The organism is Streptomyces sp. NPDC033845, from assembly GCF_055576225.1.
In genome coordinates, this window is the sequence record NZ_JBVIRI010000008.1 from 109,343 (window position 1) to 126,898 (window position 17,556).

13 protein-coding genes are annotated in these 17,556 nt (G+C 73.7%); 8 read left to right on the plus strand and 5 right to left on the minus strand.

Annotated features, from left to right (window positions below; genetic code table 11):
* Nucleotides 1-83 precede the first annotated feature (83 nt).
* Both ACZ50K_RS19070 and ACZ50K_RS19075 read left to right on the plus strand, forming a co-directional pair.
* On the plus strand, nucleotides 84-1,682 hold the full coding sequence (locus tag ACZ50K_RS19070) for an alpha/beta hydrolase (protein ID WP_468904248.1): 1,599 nt from the start codon (nucleotides 84-86) through the stop codon (nucleotides 1,680-1,682).
* A gap of 70 nt (nucleotides 1,683-1,752) precedes the next feature.
* Nucleotides 1,753-2,649 carry an NAD(P)-dependent oxidoreductase gene (locus ACZ50K_RS19075; protein WP_468904250.1) on the plus strand — a complete coding sequence of 299 codons (897 nt, stop codon included), beginning with the start codon at nucleotides 1,753-1,755 and terminating at the stop codon, nucleotides 2,647-2,649.
* A gap of 304 nt (nucleotides 2,650-2,953) precedes the next feature.
* Here ACZ50K_RS19075 and ligA read toward each other — a convergent pair whose 3' ends face one another.
* Nucleotides 2,954-5,065 (minus strand): NAD-dependent DNA ligase LigA, encoded by a 2,112-nt coding sequence (gene ligA, locus ACZ50K_RS19080; RefSeq protein WP_468904717.1) that lies wholly within the window; start codon nucleotides 5,063-5,065, stop codon nucleotides 2,954-2,956.
* 206 nt (nucleotides 5,066-5,271) lie between these two features.
* On the opposite strand from ligA, the gene ACZ50K_RS19085 reads away from it, so the two are divergent.
* Complete coding sequence (locus ACZ50K_RS19085; protein ID WP_468904253.1) at nucleotides 5,272-5,667, plus strand: HopJ type III effector protein; 396 nt, start codon at nucleotides 5,272-5,274, stop codon at nucleotides 5,665-5,667.
* 153 nt (nucleotides 5,668-5,820) lie between these two features.
* Nucleotides 5,821-6,255 carry a DUF3592 domain-containing protein gene (locus tag ACZ50K_RS19090; RefSeq protein WP_468904255.1) on the plus strand — a complete coding sequence of 145 codons (435 nt, stop codon included), beginning with the start codon at nucleotides 5,821-5,823 and terminating at the stop codon, nucleotides 6,253-6,255.
* Between the two features lie 91 nt (nucleotides 6,256-6,346).
* On the opposite strand, the gene ACZ50K_RS19095 is transcribed toward ACZ50K_RS19090, so the two are convergent.
* The 4 genes from ACZ50K_RS19095 to ACZ50K_RS19110 form a co-directional block, all read right to left on the minus strand.
* The gene (locus ACZ50K_RS19095) at nucleotides 6,347-7,243 is read right to left on the minus strand and encodes a hypothetical protein (RefSeq protein WP_468904256.1); all 897 of its coding nucleotides are present in this window, start codon (nucleotides 7,241-7,243) and stop codon (nucleotides 6,347-6,349) included.
* Nucleotides 7,240-8,253: an SPFH domain-containing protein gene (locus tag ACZ50K_RS19100; RefSeq protein ID WP_468904258.1), complete on the minus strand. Its 1,014-nt coding sequence runs from the start codon at nucleotides 8,251-8,253 to the stop codon at nucleotides 7,240-7,242. The genes ACZ50K_RS19095 and ACZ50K_RS19100 overlap by 4 nt, the downstream gene beginning before the upstream one ends.
* 115 nt (nucleotides 8,254-8,368) lie before the next feature.
* Entirely contained in the window at nucleotides 8,369-8,950 is a 582-nt protein-coding gene (locus ACZ50K_RS19105; protein ID WP_468904260.1) for a TetR/AcrR family transcriptional regulator, read from the minus strand.
* A 743-nt stretch (nucleotides 8,951-9,693) separates the two neighbouring features.
* A complete protein-coding gene (locus ACZ50K_RS19110; protein ID WP_468904262.1) occupies nucleotides 9,694-11,283 on the minus strand; it encodes a nucleobase:cation symporter-2 family protein in 1,590 nt (529 codons plus the stop codon).
* Between the two features lie 470 nt (nucleotides 11,284-11,753).
* On the opposite strand from ACZ50K_RS19110, the gene ACZ50K_RS19115 reads away from it, so the two are divergent.
* The 4 genes from ACZ50K_RS19115 to ACZ50K_RS19130 all read left to right on the plus strand — a co-directional run bounded on the left by ACZ50K_RS19115 (nucleotide 11,754) and on the right by ACZ50K_RS19130 (nucleotide 17,551).
* Nucleotides 11,754-12,581, plus strand: a complete 828-nt coding sequence (locus ACZ50K_RS19115) for a helix-turn-helix domain-containing protein (RefSeq protein WP_468904265.1) — start codon at nucleotides 11,754-11,756, stop codon at nucleotides 12,579-12,581.
* A 379-nt stretch (nucleotides 12,582-12,960) separates the two neighbouring features.
* Entirely contained in the window at nucleotides 12,961-14,424 is a 1,464-nt protein-coding gene (locus tag ACZ50K_RS19120; RefSeq protein ID WP_468904267.1) for a nucleobase:cation symporter-2 family protein, read from the plus strand.
* Nucleotides 14,425-14,613: 189 nt separating this feature from the next.
* Nucleotides 14,614-16,008: an oxygenase MpaB family protein gene (locus ACZ50K_RS19125; protein ID WP_468904269.1), complete on the plus strand. Its 1,395-nt coding sequence runs from the start codon at nucleotides 14,614-14,616 to the stop codon at nucleotides 16,006-16,008.
* A gap of 220 nt (nucleotides 16,009-16,228) precedes the next feature.
* Nucleotides 16,229-17,551: an MFS transporter gene (locus ACZ50K_RS19130; RefSeq protein WP_468904271.1), complete on the plus strand. Its 1,323-nt coding sequence runs from the start codon at nucleotides 16,229-16,231 to the stop codon at nucleotides 17,549-17,551.
* Nucleotides 17,552-17,556: the final 5 nt, after the last annotated feature.

Sequence of the window (17,556 nt, forward strand, 5' to 3'; positions counted from 1 at the left end):
CTCGGGGTTCCGGTCGCGGGAAAGGGGCGGGCGCGGTTGGGTGGTATGAGGGGCACCCCCACCCTCAACGGAGGAGGCGGGCCATGCATCCGTCCGGACCGGGGGGTCTCCGCCGCCGCCGTGCGGCGGGTCTGCTCGCCGCCGCGCTCTGTACGGCCGCGCTCGGCTCCCCCGGGCCCGCCGCGGCCCGGGACACCCCGTCACCCGCGCCCTCGCCCGCCGTACCGCGGCTGGACTGGAGTCCGTGCGCCTCCGGCAGCCCGTACGACTGCGCCACCGCCCGGGTGCCCCTGGACTACGCCTCGCCCGCCGGCCGGAGCATCGAGCTGGCACTGGTCCGCAGGAAGGCGGCCGACGGGGCGCAGCGGATCGGCACCCTCTTCGTGAATCCGGGCGGGCCCGGCGGCCCGGGGACGGTACAGGTCCCGCAGAACTACGAGACCCTCCCCTCGGAGGTGCGGGAGCGGTTCGACGTGGTCAGCTGGGACCCGCGCGGGATCGGCAGCAGCACGGCGGTGAACTGCTTCGACAGCACGGCCGCCGCCGAGGCCTGGGGCGCGTCCAAACCGGTGGGGTTCCCCGTCGGGGAGAAGGAGCGCGCCGCCTGGAACAAGGCGTACGAGGATCTGGGCCGGCGCTGTCAGCAGCGCGACCCCGAGCTCCTGCGCCATGTGTCGACCGCCGACACCGCCCGGGACCTCGACCTGCTGCGGCAGGCCGTGGGCGAGACCCGGCTGAACTACTTCGGGGTGTCCTACGGAACGATCCTCGGCGCCACCTACGCCAACCTGTTCCCCGACAAGGTCCGCGCCATGGTGCTGGACAGCAATATCGCGCCGTCCGCCTGGACCGACGACAACCGGCCGGACGCCACCGCGCCCACCTTCCTGCGGATGGGCTCCGACCGCACGGCCGCGGCCACCCTGGACCGGTTCCTCAGCCTGTGCGGAGCCGCCGGTACGGACCGCTGCGCGTTCTCGGCGGGCAGCGCGGAGGCGACCCGCGCCAAGTTCGACGAGCTGATGCGGCGGCTGCGGGAGCGGCCGGTGGACTCGTGGACGTACGCCCGGACGGTCGCCGACACCGTGACCGCCCTCTACATCGTCGACCCGGGCTGGACGGACCTCGCCGGGCGGCTCCAGGAGCTGTGGCAGGGCCGAGCCCCGAAGCCGCCCGTGTATCCGCCGCCCCCGCCCGTGGCCGAGCCGAATCCGTACCTGGGCGACGAGCAGGCGATGGCGGTGTGGTGCGGGGACAGCCCCAACCCCCGCGATCCCGGCGTCTATCCGCGTCTGGAGGAGGAGAGCGTCGCGCGGGCCGGTGACGTCGGCCGGTTCTGGACCTGGTCAGGCGAACCGTGTGCCACCTGGCCGGCGCGCGGGGCCGACGAGTACGACGGGCCGTGGGACAAGCCCACCGCGCACCCGGTGCTCGTGGTCGGCACCCGGTACGACCCCTCCACCTCGTACACGGGCTCCCAGGCGATGGCCCGGGAACTGGGCGACGCCCGGCTGCTCACCAACGACGGGTACGGCCACACCGCGCTGTTCAACAACGCGAGCAGCTGTGTGAAGTCCTACGAGAGCCGGTACTTCGTCGACGGCGCCCTGCCACCGGCCGGAACCGTCTGCCGACCGGACGAGCAGCCGTTCTCCCGAGAGGGACTAGAGCGATCGTTCTAGAGCTGTGCTACGTTTCCCCCAGGCGCTGGATAGAGCGCTCGTTCTAGTCCGACTTCCTGGGGGACCCACCATGAGCAGCACCAGCAACCCGCGCAGCACCCGGAACTCCGTCACCGTCATCGGGCTGGGTCCGATGGGGCGGGCCATGGCCGACGCCCTGCTGGACCGCGGTCACGAGGTCACCGTCTGGAACCGCACCGCCTCCCGGGCGGACGAACTGGTGGCCCGGGGCGCACGGCTCGCGCCGAGCGTCGGGGACGCCCTCGCCGCCAGCGAACTGGTGGTCCTGAGCCTCACCGACTACACCGCGATGTACGAGCTGCTCGGCCCCGCCGAGACCCGGCTCGCCGGCCGGGTGCTGGTCAACCTCAGCTCCGACACCCCCGAAGAGGCCCGCAAGGCCGCCCGCTGGGCGACCGACCGGGGCGCCGTACAGCTCACCGGCGGGGTCACCGTCCCGCCCTCGGGCATCGGCCGACCCGAGTCCGCCACCTTCTACAGCGGCCCCCGGGAGGCCTTCGAGCGCCACCGGGAGGTCCTCGAAGCGATCACCGGGACCACCGACTACCGCGGCGAGGACCCGGGGCTCGCCGCACTGCTCTACCAGATCGGCATGACGATGTTCTGGACCTCCATGCTGAGCTACTGGCAGGCGATCGCCCTGGCCCGGGCGAACGGGCTGACCGCCTCCGACATCCTCGGACACGCCGTCGACACCGCCAACTCCCTCCCCGGCTTCTTCGCGTTCTACACGGGCCGGATCGACGGCGGCGACCATGCCGGCGACGTCGACCGGCTGGCCATGGGAACGGCCGGCGTCGAACACGTCCTGCACACCCACGCCGACGCCGGGGTCGACACCGTGCTGCCCGCCGCCGTCACCGCCCTGTTCCGGCGCGGCATGGAGGCGGGCGGCGCCACGGAGAGCTTCTCCGGACTCGTCGAACTCATGGGCAAGAGCGCCTGACCGGCACCCCGGCGGCCTTTCAGCAACTCGCTCTCGGACGCCGACGCGGCCTGGGGCAAGACCGCCGTACTGCGCGGGCGAGGACGTCCTCGGGCAGATCGGCCGCCTCAAGGAGCCGGCGGATCCGGGGCGGTGGCCCTCACCCTGCGCCGTACGGAGTCCGGGGCCGCCGAGACCGGCGAGTTCCTCGTCCGCGACGGCCGGGAAAGCGTCGCCTGGCCGGACACCCCACCGGCGGGCGACGGCTCGCCCGCTGGTGGATCCGGGCTGACGGCCCGCCGGTGGCCGGCTGGTCGGTGGTCTGCTAGTCGGTGGTGAGGAGGTCGGCGACCAGGGTGGCGAACTCCTCGGGGGCGATGACGCGGATGCCGAGTTCCTCGGCCTTGGCCCGCTTGGAGCCGGCCTTCTCGCCCGCCACCACGAGGGTGGTCCGCTTGGACACCGAGGAGGAGGCCTTGCCGCCGGCCCGCTCGATCAGCTCGTTCATCTCGTTCCGGGACAGCACCGCGAGGGGGCCGGTCATGGAGCCGGTCACCACCACGGCCTGCCCCGCCAGCGGCCCGCCCGCCGGGGCCCCGCCCTCACTCGCCTCGTCCGCCCCGCTCCCGTCGCCCCCGTCGTCCCCGTCCGTGTCGCCGGGGGCGGCGGGCGCGGTGGTGGCGGGGCGCTGCGGCTCGCTGACCTGGGTGCCGACCCGCTGGTCCTGGAGCTTGTCGAGGAGCGGGGCGAGTTCGAGGAGTTCGGCGGCGACCACACGGGCCTTCTCGGTGCCGATGCCGGGGACCCCGGCCAGGGTCTCCGCGTCGGCGGCCCGGATCGCGGCCATCGAGCCGAAGTAGGCGGCGATCCGACGGGACATCGTCCGCCCGGTGCCGCGGACGCCGAGGGCGCAGAACACCCGGTTCAGCGCGGCCCCGCGGGCGGTCTCGATCGCGGCCAGGAGGTTGCCGGCGCTGGTCTCCCCCATCCGTTCCAGGCCGAGGAGCTGTTCGCGGGTCAGGGTGAACAGGTCGGCGATGTCCTTGACCAGACCGGCCTCCACCAGCTGGACCGCCCGGGTCCCGCCGAGGCCTTCGATGTCGAGCTGGTCGCGGCCGGCCGCGTAGATCACCGAGGCGACGGCCTGGCAGCTTCGGCCGCGCACACAGCGCCAGCGCTGCTCGGAGGTGTCGATCTCGTCCCCGCAGCGCGGGCAGGCCTCGGGGAAGACGATCGGGGACTCGGCGCCGGTGCGCTGGTCGGCCAGGGGTGCCTCGACCCGGGGGATCACGTCGCCGGCCCGGTACACGAACACCTGGTCGCCGATCATGAGTCCGCGACGGGTGATGTCGGAGGGGTTGTGGAGGGTGGCGTAGGTGACCGTCACCCCGTCGATGACCACGGGTTCCAGGACGGCGCGGGGGGCGATGATGCCGGTCCGGCCGACGTTCCACTCCACCGCCAGCAGGCGCGTCACCTTGTGCTCGGCCGCCAGTTTGCGGGCCACCGCCCATCTCGGGGCGCGCGAGCCGTTGCCGGCCTGCCGCTGGTCCTCGGCCGTGTCGGCCTTGACCACGACACCGTCGATGCCGAACGGCAGTTCCGCGCGCAGGCCGGCGATCACGTCGATGCGCTCCTGCACCTGCTCCACGGTCTCGCACCGCATCGGGGCGGCGGCCGTGCTGGCGGCGGTGTTCGCACCGAGCGCGGCCAGCCGCTCCAGCAGGGCGGCGTGGCCGAGGTCGTCCAGGCCGATCGCGCTGTAGGCGAAGAAGGTCAACTCGATTCGGTACGGGCGGTCCTTGGCCCGCAGGGTGCCGGCGGCCCCGCTGCGCGGGTGCGCGAAGGGGGTGGCCTCGTGGGCGAGGCGGATCCGGTTGGCCTCCTCGAACTGCTCGGTGGTCAGCAGCACTTCGCCGCGCAGTTCGACGTCGATCGGCTCGCTGAGCACCGGCGGGAGTCCGTGGACGGCGTCGGCGGCGTGGGTGATGTCCTCGCCGGCCAGGCCGTCGCCGCGGGTGAGGACCTGGACCAGCCGGCCGCCCTGGTACCGGGCGGCCACGGCGAGGCCGTCGAGCTTGGGCTCCACGCACCAGGCCGTCACCGGGTGCCCTAGCCGCCGTTCCAGACCGGCGGCCCATTCGGCGAGCTCGGCCGCGTCGAAGACGTTGTCGAGGGAGAGCATCGGCACCGAGTGCGGCACATCGCCCTGCACGGCCCCGCCCGCGACCTTCCCGGTCGGCGACTCGGCGAGCGCCTCGTCGGGGTGCGCCTCCTCGTAGGCCGCGATGGCGCGCAGCAGCGCGTCGTACTCGTCGTCGCCGAGCGGGGTGGTCCCGTCGCCGTAGTACGCGGCCGAGGCCGCCACCGCGGTGGTCACGGCCTCCGCGTAGCCGGCAGGGGAGAGCAGGGCACTGTTTTCGGTCATGAAGGTCATCATGCTGCCCCGCACTGACAACGCCGCCGTCCGCCCCCGCCGCGCCGCGGGGGCGTGCCGCGGAATCCTCCGCGCGTGCCCGGTGACCTGCGCGGACGCCACCCGTTCCGCCATCTGGCGGGCTTCCCGGCGGCCGGGCGGGCGGGGGTATCGTCATCCGGTCACGGGCGGCGATCGGGCCGTCCGGCCAACCCTGGAGAACCGAAATGGCTGATCTGACCGGCCCCGACTCACCGACCTCGCAGACCTCGCCGGACTCGTCGGGCTCCCTGGACTCGCTGCGGGCGAGCCTCGCCTCGGGTGAGCACGCGTTCGCCGACACCCTGGCCTTCGTCTCCGCGCACTACGCGTACCGGCCGCAGGCCTTCCGCAACGGGGAGCTGGAGAACGCCGCGGGCGAGAACGAGGGCTCCTGCAAGACGCTCGGCCTGGCCCTGCTGGAGGGGCTGAGCGACGAGGAGGCGCTGCTGGCGTTCGGCGAGTACTACCGCGGTGTGCTGGCGACGCCGGAGGGCACCGACCACGGCAACATCCGCAACCTCAAGGCCCACGGCCTGGCCGGGGTGGCCTTCACCGGGCAGCCACTGACCCGCAACGGCTGAACCGGCCGCCCCCGTCCCGGCCGCCCCCGTCCCGGCCGTTCCGGGACGCCGCTCCGGGAGACCGCTCGTCGTTCCTGTGGGCGCCGGGCCCGGTGTGAGACCGTACCGTTCGGGGGGCGGGGCAGGATGGGGCCGGCAGAGCGGGGCGGGGGCATGGAGTTCTCGGGTGGCGGGGAGCGGCTGCTGGCGGGTTCCTTCGGGCTGTTCGCGCTGTCGCTGGCCGTGGTGCTCGCGGTACGGACCTACGGTCACTGGCTGGTCCGCCGCCGGACGTTCGAGCAGGGTCTGACCGCCGTGGGCCGGGTGGAGGACGCCTACGTGCTTCCGGGTGACCAGGGCCGGGCGGGCCTCCAGCACGCGATCGTGGGTTTCCGGGCGGTCGACGGCCGCGAGTACCGGCTGGACATCGGGGTCGCGCGGCGCCGCCCGCTGGGCGAGGTGCTGGGCCTGCGCTACCTCCCGTCGAGTCCGGAACGGGCGGTGCTGGTCGAGACGGGCCGCGGCACCCTGCGCACGGTGCTGACGCTCCTGATCCTGGCGGCCCTCGGGGCAGCCGGCGCGTTCCTCGCGGCGCTGAGCCTGTTCTGAACTCGGCGCTCGGCGCAGCCCTGTCCGAGGAGGACGGCCGGGTGGCCGGGCGGCCGGGCTGCCGCACCGGCGGGCTGGCGGAGCGGCCGGTTCAGGTCACCAGGTGCAGTGAGGTGTCCGCGATGCCCACCCGTACGCTCTGTCCCCAGGTCAGGTCCAAGGCGTCGCCCTCCATTCCGTCGCCGAACACCACGATCCGGTCCGATTCCACGGTCAGCCGGAGCCCCTGTCCCGGCGTCAGCTCCCCGGCCACCCTGGTGGTGCCGGTGGTCGGGGAGGGCCAGGCCTCCCGCACGACCCAGAGGAGCCGCGGGTCGCAGGGGGCGGGCAGTCCCGCCGTACTGCCGCTCCCGCGCCACAGGGAGCGCAGCCAGCCGGTGGCGCCGGTACCGGTGCTCACCAGCACCCCGGAGGAGGCCTGGGCCTCGTCGGCGCCCTGTGCGCCGTCGGCTCCGAGCCGGTAGCGGGCCGTCTGGTGGCCGGGCGAGCCCAGGTAGACCTCGTTGAGCGCGAGGATGCGCTGGGTGTCGTCGGCGACGGCCTCGACCATGGTCAGCTCCTCCGCCCGGCCCCCGGCGGCTGCCGCGCGCAGCAGGGCGGCCGTGTCGGCCCAGCGGTGCCGGACCAGGACGCCCAGGCCGCGCCCCGGGTCGGTGTCGATGCCCACCACGGGCTGTCCGCGCAGGTACTTGGCCGTGTTGGCGACCAGGCCGTCCTGGCCGACCACGACCACCACGTCCTCCGGGGCGAACAGGAAGCGGTCCAGGTCCGCCCGCTCCACCCGGGAGCTGCGCCAGGTGAGGGGCACGGCGGCGGCCACCTCGCGCAGCGCCCGCCCGGTGGCGTCGTGGCGGCGGACCACCTCGTCGATGGAACGGCCGCGGCTGGAGAGGAAGAAGGCGGCCTGCCCGTGCGTGCCGTGCCGGGCGAGCAGTTCCTCGTACTCGGTCCTGCGGTGTACGAGCACGGCGCGCGGGGCGAGGCTCATGCGTCCGTGCCGCCCTCGGGGCGGCCGAGCCGGGCGAGGAGGCCGGTGAGGACGTCGGGGGCGACGCTGATGCTCTCGATCCGCGGCAGGTTCTCGGCCAGCCGGGTCACGGCCAGGGCGTGCAGGGTGCCGGGGCCGGCTTCGTCGTGCACCCGCAGCCATGCCGCCTGGGCCTCGGCGCGGGCCGCGCCCGTCTCGCGTGCCGCTTCCGCCTCGGCCCGGGCCAGGCGGACCTTGCGGGCCGCCTCGGTCTCGGTGCGTACGCCGTCGGCCGCCGCCTTCTCCTCGGCCTCACGGCGGGCGTTGGTGCCGCGCTGGTCGATCAACTCGGCTTCCCTGCGGGCCAGTTCGATCTGGCTGGCCAGTTCGTTCTCGGCGATGGCGCGTTCGCGTTCGACGGCGACGGCCCGGCGTTCGTAGGTGGCCCGGTCCGCTTCCTGCTGGATCTGCTCGCGGGCGGGGGTGCGGAGGGCGCGTTCGACCTCGGCCTCGGGGCGGATGGCGACCACACGGACGGCCACCACGTCGATACCGGTGTCCGGGAGCCGGGGCTCGGCGGCGAGTCCGGCGCTGACCCGGTCGCGTACGGAGGCGACGCCGTCCGTCAGGGCGCCGGCCAGCGGGGTCCGGGCCAGTACGTCCAGGGTGTGCTGCTGCGCGGTCTCGGTGAGGAGGGTGGCGATCTGTTCCAGGGGCGCGGCCCGCCAGCTGCCGCGGTCCGGGTCGATGGAGAAGTCGAGCCGGTCCGCCGCCTTGGCCGGGTCGCTGATCCGGTAGGTGACCGTGGCCTGCACGGTCACGTCCTGGAAGTCGGCGGTCCGCGCGTGGAAGGCCATGGCCAACTCACGGTCGTCGACCGGGACTTCGGAGAGCGCCGCGGACAGCGAGCGGTACCAGAAGCTGAGCCCCCGCCCGTCGTGGACCAGCCGTCCGCGCTTGTGGTGGCGGGTGTGGGCGGTGGGCGCGGAGCGCAGATGACGCCAGCCGAAGCGGCGGGTGATGTCGGCCATGGCGAAGCCCCTTCCTTCATTTCGTCAGTGCGACGATAACGAGCCGTGCCGATATCGTCAAGCGGACGAAAACGGGGGTTTCGGTCGATGCCGGGGCGGTGGCCGCCACGGGCCGTCAGCGGGCCCGCCCGAGGAGATGGTCGAGGTCCTGGTGGAGCAGTGTGGCGGGCCGGCCGTCCCCGGTGAGCGCCCAGCGCAGCAGGGAACCGTCCGTCATGATCTTGACGGCACGGGCCAGTCGCGACACGTCGGCGCCGGGCGCGAGTTCCCCCTTGGCCACGGCCTCGACCAGCAACTCCCGCAGCTGCTGGTCGACCTCGTGCGTGTGGGCGGCGGCATGGGCCCGGAACTCCGGGTCGGACAGGTCGAGTTGCAGCAACCCGAGATGGTGGGCCATCTCCTCCGGGGTGGCGAGCCGGCCGACCACCTCGTCGGCGACGGCATGCAGCGCCGCCAGGGGCGAGTCGTGCGCGGCCCGGGCCCTTTGGAAGGGCTCGACCACATCCACGGCGGCGTCCACGGCGACCGCCAGCAGCAGGTCCCGCTTGGACCCGAACCGCCGCACGAGGGTCGCCGGGGACACCCCCGCTTCGGCACCGACATGGGCAAGCGTGAGGCGGCCGGGGCCGTGGACCCCGACGGCACGTCGGGCGGCGGCGAGGATGTCCGTATCGCTGGTGACACACGGTCGTGGCATGGGTTCCTCTTCACGGGGTCGGCGTGGGCGCGGGGACGGGCGCCGATGACTGCCCGGGGCATTCCGTTGCCCCCTGAACCGCGAACCGCGAACCTCCCGTTGGTGTCGAGGGGCAGCCGTGCAGGCCGTACAGGTCTATCCGGAAATGCGAGTCCGGTGTTCTTTCGACACGCCTTGAACCCCGCAGAATCGGTCCGGCAGAAAGGGGCAGGAAATTGAACATTGGACGATGAGCGATGGACGATGGCTCTGTGGGCGCCGTTGCACGGTGAGCAATATTCGGAATCCCGAATCTGGTCGGGATTCCTCAGCCGCGGCGGAGCGGCGTTGTCGTCGATGAAGAGCCCGAGGCTCTCGCAGGTGAAGTCGAAGCCGGAGCGCAGGGCCAGACTGTCCGGACTCACCTCCGGAGCAACGCGGCGCACGATGCTGAATTCGTCCTCGACGGCAGTTCCGGCGAGGGTGACCTCCGCATAGTGGGTCGTCATGAATGCCTCGGCCGCCACGCTTCCGCCATCGAAGAGGATTTCTCTCAACGGCCGGCTCCTTCATGGGTGCGAATGCATTCCGCCCGAACGCTTGCCGCCACGGTCTGTGCCGGCCCGGTCCGGTCCGGCACATTACCCACATTGCGCAGGTTCGGTGCAGCGTCCTGCGCGGAAGGGTGACGGGTCGGACCGGGGATCGCGGGGAGCGGGGCCGCAGCGCACGCATCCCCCCGATGGACGACACCGCCCATACGGTCACACCAGCCGCTTTCCCGACCACCGCCCCGGCTCGGCAGGGGGTTCGCCCGGTTCGGCGTCCGCTTCGAGGAAGCCGGTGAGGGCGGGATCGTACGCGGGCCAGCCACCGCCGGAACCCGGCACAGCGGGGGCCGGTGCGGGGGCGCCGGCCGCCCCGAACGCGTCGAACCCCGTCTGCGCTGTGGTTGTTGTGCGTGCCGTGAGTGCGCCGACCTGCTCGGCGGGGATCTGGTCCGGGTCAGCCTCGGTGCCCCGGCCCAGGTGGTTCAGCAGGTAGTTGAGGAGTACGGCGATCAGGCATCCGGCGGTGATCCCGGAGCCCAGGACGGTGGCGACGGGGGTGGGCAGCCGGTCGTAGAAGCCCGGGCCGGCGATGGGGAAGAGGCCGAGGGCGAGGGTGACCGAGACGATCAGGCTGTTGTGGCCGGTGTTCAGGGAGGCCTTGCCCAGGGTGCGGATTCCGGCGACGGCCACCGAGCCGAAGAAGACCAGCCCCGCCCCGCCGAGGACGGGCAGCGGCACCAGTGCGACCAGGGAGCCCAGCACCGGCACGAGGCCCATGAGGACGAGGATCGCGCCGGCCAGGGTGACCACGTAGCGGCTGCGGATGCGGCTGAGGGCGACCAGGCCGACGTTCTGGGCGTAGGAGGTGATGGTGAACGATCCCAGGACTCCGCCGAGTACGGTGGCGAGGCCTTGGGCGCGCAGGCTTCCGGCGATGGTGCGGTCCCGGGTGGGACGGCCGGTGACCGCGCCCAGCGCCAGCAGCGAGGCGGTGGACTCCGTCATGGAGACGACCATGACCACCACCGCCGAGGCGATGACGGCGGGCACGAACTGGGGGCTGCCGAACGCGAACGGTTCGGGCAGTGCGAACAGCGGGGCCTCCCCCAGCGCGTCGAGGTCCACCCGGCCGAGGGGAACCGCGAGCAGGGTTCCGGCGAGCATGCCGAGCAGGACCGCGACGCGGCCCAGGAAGCGGCCGGAGAACGCGCGGTGGATGAGCAGGGTGATGGCGAGGGTGGCCGCCGCCAGGCCCAGGTTGGCCGGTGAGCCGAAGTCGGGGGCCGCGGTGTCGCCCCCGCGGGCCCAGACACCGGCGACGGGCAGCAGGGAGACCCCGACCAGGGTGATGACGCAGCCGCTGACCACGGGCGGGAAGAACCTGACCAGCCGGCAGAAGGCGGGCGCCAGCAGCAGGCAGACGACGCCCGCGACCAGGGTGGCTCCGAAGATCGCGGGCAGGGCGTCCGCCCGCCCTTCCGAGGCGAGGGCCGCGAGGGAGGGCGAGACCACCGCGAAGGAGACGCCGTTGGTCAGGGGGAGCCGGGCGCCGATCCCGAACAGGTCGAAGGTCTGGGCGATCGTGCCCAGTCCGGCCACCAGCAGGGCGGCCGCGAGCAGGGTGGTGAGCTGGGCGGCGGTCAGGCCGAGGGCGCCGCCGATGATCAGGGGTGGGGCGGTGAGGCCGGCGTACATGCCGGCGACGTGCTGGAGGGCGGCGGGGACCAGCCGGCGGACGGGGAGGAGTTCGTCGACCGGGTGCGGGGGCGCACCCGGTATCGGGGTGGTGGCGCGGGGGGACATCTGGGTCCTTGGGACACCGCCCGCGGGTCTGGTGACCGGGGGCGTGCGCGGATGGGGTGGTGGCGACGGGGACGGGTGACGGGCCCGCCCCCTGCCTGGGCCGGCATCGGCGTTCCGCGGGGGTGGGCGGAATCAACCACTGCCAGCTTTCGCATCACGGAAATTGTTTTCCGTTGTGGACGGGACGGGACTCTAGGAGCCCTCCGGCCCTTCGTCAACTCCCCCAAGCCGGGCGGCAGTAGGGGGCACAACTTTGGAGGAACCGCCGAAGGGCTCTGGGGCGCAACCCGCCCCACACCCTCCCTCCGTGGTACGGATCCGCAGGTCAGGGCGATTCGGCCGACCACACAACCCACAGAACCATCCGTACCGCACCCATGCTGGGCCGCGCCCCCGCCGGCCCGGGCCGGCCGTACCGGAAGCGGGCCGTCCCTTGGCGGAATCCCGAACGGTCCCTACGGTGTGCCGCTATGCCATCCGCAGACGATCCGCCCCACCACCCGACCCACCACCCGACCGACCAACCACCCCGCCACCCGTCCGACCATGCATCCGATCTGCCGCCCTTCGAACCGGCGCGCGCCCTGGCGGCCCGGCAACAGCTCGGGCTCACCCTCGGCCAGGTCGCGTGGGCGATCGCCGCCTACCGCGGCCGGCCCCTGCACCCCGCCACCGTGCGGGCGTGGGAGTCCGGCACGGCCGTACCCGGGGAACGGGAGCTCAAGGGGCTCGCCGCCGCCCTGTGGTGCTCGCCGGTCGCCCTGGTCGGCGAACCGGCCACGCTCGCGCAGTGCCGGGCCGTCGCCGGTCTCTCACCGGGCGAGACAGCCACCCGGCTGGGGATGACCCGCCTCCGCTGGGAGGACGCCGAGCGGCGCAACCGCTGGCAGGGCACGGCCGCCCAGACCGGCGCCCTGCTGAGGGTCCTGCGGCCGCCGCCCTCCTGCTTCGTGGCCGCCTGCGGCAGGACCCCGCAGCTCAGGGTGGTACTACGGGAGGCCGTGGCCGGCTGGTGGCCCAACCACGTCGGTGCCGTCACCCGCATCGTGCCCCTCGAACCCGGCGCGGTCCGCAGCGCCCTGGAACGCCTCCACCTCGCCTACCAGCGGCTGGAACACCCCACCGGCGGATCGGTCCGGGCCGCGGCCGCCGCCGATGCCCGGGCCGACGAGTTCCTCGAACACATCGACCTGCACCTGTGGCGCGAACTGCGCACTCCGGACGGCCCCCGGACCCGCCCTGGTCCCGGCCCCGGATCCGGCCCCGCCCCGTACGACGAGGGCCGTCACACCCCTTGACACCCGGCATCCGGGCGTGAACAACTAAGCCGACTCCGCCGGACGGAGCGCCGCTTGCCGCAGGGGTGGACACCTGCGAAGCGGCCGCCCGCCCCGGGACCCGCGGGAAACCGGCCGGGACACAATCCCCGCCCCCCGCCGCTCCCCGGGCCCGCCCGCCGGCATCCGCAGTCCGCGGGCCCGCCACGGCTCGTGCCCGTCCGGCCCGTACCGCTCGTACGGCCCGCAGCACGGAACCCATGGCCCGGAACCCGTAGCCCGGAACCCGTAGCCCGCTCCTGCGCCCACCCATCAGACCGCCATGCCGCCCTCACGGGCCCGCATTCACCGAGCGCTGCGCGCACACCCTGACCGCGCCGCAGCCAGGAGGCACGACTTCATGTCGGAGACACCCCCGGCCACCACCGGCCCGACCAACGCCGCCACCACCGGCCAGACCACCACGGCCGGCACGGCCGGCACCGCCACCACGGGCGCGACCGGCGACCGTCACCCCGTGGACCAGATGCTCCCCCCGGCCAAGCTCCTGGGAGCCGGCCTCCAGCACGTCGCCGCCATGTACGCCGGGGTCGTCGCCCCGCCGCTCGTCGTCGGCATCGGGGTGGGCCTGTCCACCGCCGAGATCGCGTTCCTGATGAGCGCCAGCCTGTTCACCTCCGGCATCGCCACCCTGCTCCAGACCCTCGGGTTCTGGAAGGTCGGCGCCCGGCTGCCGTTCGTCAACGGGGTCTCCTTTGCCGGAGTCGCCCCCATGCTCGCCATCGCCAAGGCCGAAGGACCCGAGGACGCGCTGCCCGTCATCTACGGCGCCGTCATCGTCGCCGGTGTCTTCGGCTTCCTGCTGGCACCGTTCTTCTGCAAACTGATCCGGTTCTTCCCGCCGGTCGTCACCGGCACCGTCATCACCCTCATCGGCGTATCCCTGCTGCCCGTGGCCTTCAACTGGGCCCAGGGCGGCAACCGTCAGGCACCCGACTACGGCAGCCTGAAGTACATAGGCCTGGCCGCGATCACCCTGCTGGTGACGGTGGTGCTGCGGCGCCTGCTGCGCGGCTTCCTCAAGCAGATCTCGATCCTGCTCGGCCTCGTCGCCGGCACCCTGATATCGATCCCCATGGGAGTGGCGGACTTCGGCGCCGTCTCGGACGCCGACATCATCGGCTTCCCCACGCCCTTCCACTTCGGCGCACCCCAGTTCGCGGCCGCCGCCATCGTCTCCATGTGCATCGTGATGCTGGTGTCGATGACGGAGTCCACCGCCGACGTCCTCGCCCTCGGTGAGATCGTCGAGAAGCCCGCTGACGAGAAGACCCTCTCGGCCGCACTGCGCGCCGACGGGCTCGGCACCGCGATCAGCCCGCTGTTCAACGGGTTCGCCGCCAGCGCCTTCGCCCAGAACGTCGGTCTGGTCGCCATCACCAAGGTCCGCAGCCGCTTCGTCGTCGCGGCGGCCGGCGGCATCCTGATCCTCCTCGGTCTCTGTCCCGTCCTGGCCTCCGTCGTCGCCCTCATCCCCCAGCCCGTCCTCGGCGGGGTCGGCATCGTCCTCTTCGGCACGGTCGCCGCCAGCGGGGTCCAGACCCTGACCGGCGCCGCCCTCGCCCACGGCGACAACGTCCTGATCGTCGCCATCTCCCTCGGCGCGGGCATCATTCCGATCGCCGCCCCCGACTTCTACCACGCGTTCCCCGAGAGCGCCCGGATCGTCCTCGACTCCGGCATCAGCACCGGCTGCGCCGTGGCCGTCCTCCTCAACCTCGGCTTCAACCACCTCGGCCGCCGCCCCGCCGCCCCCGACCCCCTCCCCGCCACACCCGCCGTCCCCTCCCCCACCCACCACTGACCGCCCACCGCCCGTAGGACGCCCCGCCCGGATGCCCGCACGCATCCGGGCGGCTCCGCCATCTCCCCGCGCACGGACGGACGTTCGGGATGCCGCACATCAGGGTGGTGGGGTGCGTGCGGCCGGTCGGAAGGGCGGGCGGCGGCGTTGTACGAGGGAACCCGTCCCTTGTGAGATGAGGAGTCTCGCGTGCCCACTGTGGAGTCACCCGCCGTCGGAACCCTGCTGCGCCGCACCCTCGGCGAGCGCCGAATCGGGCTCGTGGCCTGGCGGTTGCTCGTCCTGCAGATCGCGCATCCGGTGGTCGCGGCCGGCATGGACCAGTACTCCACCTACCGCGCCCACCCCTGGCGCCGGATCGAGCACACGATGGAGAGCGGCAGCCGGCTGTTCTTCGCCGGCCCGGAGGAGCGCCGGCTGGAGGTGGCCCGGCTCCAGCGCACGCACCGGCGCATCCGGGGCACGGACGCGGCGGGCCGGGCCTACGACGCCGAGGACCCGGCGGTGCGCGGCTGGGTGATGGTCACCCTGTACGAGTCCATGACCGCGATGCGGGAGCTCTCCGGGGATCCACTGTCGGCCGGTGAACTGGACGTCCTGTACGCGGAGTTCCTGGACGTGTGCGCCGCGCTCGGGATTGCGGCGGAGGTGCTGCCGGAGTCGGCGGCGGAGGTTCCCGCGTACCTGGACCACCATGTACGGGAGGTGCTGGAGTACGGCGAAGGCGTCCGCCACATGCTCCACGAGATGCTGCGCGAGGCGCCCGTACCGCGCCGGCTCGGCTGGGTGGGGCCCGCCTGGCCGCTGCTGCGGGCGGTGATCGCCCGGACGCTGACCGCCCTGACCGTCGCCGATCTGCCGGCCGCCTGGCACGAACGGTTCGGGACCCGGCGCGGGCGCGGGGGCGCCGTGCTGTCGTGGACACTGCACCACGGGCTGCGCCACGCCATGGCGCTGGCGCCGGAGCACGTGCGCTACCGGCGGCGGTCGGAGGGCGGTACGGCCCCCGGACGGGTGCCGCGGCCGCGGCCCCGGGCGCGCGGCGGGGACTCCCGCCGGGCACGGCTGGAGGCCTTCTACCGCCAGGTGCTGGACCAGACCGGGAACGGCCGGGTCGACTCGGCGGACCTCCAGGCGATGGTGCACACCATGTGCTGGCGCCTGGAACTGCCCGTCGAGCGGGAGGACGAGGTCTACGCCGCGTTCGAGGGCTGGTGGCGGCAGCTGCGCGAGGGCGCGGACACGGACGGGGACGGCGGGGTGGACCGCGAGGAGTTCGTCTCGGCGATGCTGGCCGGCGTGGACCGGGACCCCGACTACCTGTCGAAGGGACTGGTCCCGGCCGTGCGCGCCTTGTTCCGGGCGGCGGACGGGGACGGCAGCGGCCGTCTGGGCCCGGACGAGTACCGGGCCCTGTTCGGCGGACCCCGGACCCACCCGGCCGAGCTCAACGACGGGTTCCGGGAGCTGGACGCGGACGGGGACGGGCAGATCGACGAGGAGGAGTTCGTCGCCGCGTTCTGCGCCTACTTCACCGCCCGGACGGACACGACGGCGGGCACGGCCCTGCTCGGCCGCGCCTGAGCGAAGCCGGGCAGGACCGGGGGCGGCGGGTCCCGGGGGCCGGGTGGTAAATCGGGCGACGGGGCGCGGGGATGTGCCTAGCATCGGGGTGGGGCTCCGCCCCGTCCCGTGTGTCCCGGCCCGTGCCCGGCCCGGTTCGGCCTGCCCTGTTCCGGGTTGCCGAGGCCGATGGCCCGGGTGACTTCGCCCTGCCCCGATTGGCTCCCCCGTGAAATCCCTCGTGCCCGCGGTCCTGCGTGAAGAGCCGCAGTTCGCGCGTCTGTTCCTCGGGCAGTCGCTGTCCGTCCTCGGTGACCGGGTGGCCTTCGTGGCGCTGCCGTTCGCCGTGCTCTCGGTGGGCGGCTCGGCCGCCGAGGTGGGGCTGGTCGCGGCCGCCGGGCTGGTCCCGATGCTGGTCTTCACACTGGTGGGCGGGGTGTGGGCGGACCGCTTTCCCCGTCACCGCATCATGCTGACCTCCGATCTGGTGCGCTGCGTCGTGCAGGGCCTGATGGCCGTCCTGCTGCTCACGGGGTCCGCCGGGGTCCCGGAGCTCCTCGCGCTGATGATCGTGTTCGGGACCGCCGACGCCTTCTTCATGCCCGCCGCCACCGGGCTGGTCCCGCTGGTCGTCGGGCCGGAGCGGCTGCGGGAGGCCAACGCCCTGCGCGGGTTCGTCCACTCGGCCGGGCTGGTCCTCGGGCCGGCCCTGGCCGGCGGCCTGGTGGCGCTGGCCGGTCCGGGCGGGGCCCTGGCGCTGGACGCGCTGACCTTCGCGTTCAGCGCCGCCTTCCTGGCCCGGCTCCGGCCCCGGTCCGTCCTGCGGACCGGTTCCCCGACCGGATCGGACACCGGCGCGGACACCGGCGCGGACACCGGACCGGACACCGGCACGGGCGGCGGCGCCGGTTTCCTGCGCGAGTTGCGTGACGGCTGGGACCAGGTCCGCGGCCGGACCTGGGTGTGGGCCGGGATGGCCGTCATCGGCGTCTACCACGTGGTGGTGCTGCCCTCGGTGTTCGTACTGGGGCCGGTGCTCGCCGACCGGCACTGGGGCGGCGCCGCCGCCTGGTCGGTGGTGGTCGCGGCCTTCGGCCTCGGTTCGATCCTCGGCGACGTGATCGCCTACCGCCTCAAGCCGGCCCGCCCGATGGCCGTGGCCGCCGCCGCGCTGGCCGTGGCCTCCTGCCAGGCGGCGATCATCGGGTCGGGCGGTTCGCTGCTGGTGATCGCCGTCCTCGAAGCCGTCACCGGTGTCGCGGTCTCGCTCGCCTTCGTCCTCTGGGAGACCGCGCTGCAGACCCATGTGCCGGAAGCCGCGCTCTCCCGGGTCAGTTCGTACGACCATCTGCTGTCCACCGGGCTGATGCCGCTGGGCCTGGTGGTCGCCGGGCCCGTCTCCCAGGCCTTCGGGGTGCGCGCCACGCTGCTGGGCATGACGGTGCTCGCGGTTCCGGCAGCGCTGGCCCTGCTGTCCTCGGCGGCCGTACGCAACCTGCCCGCCACCCGTCCCCCGGCCCCGTCCGGCGAGCCGGACGGGACCCCGGCGGGCTCCCTGGCCTGACCTCC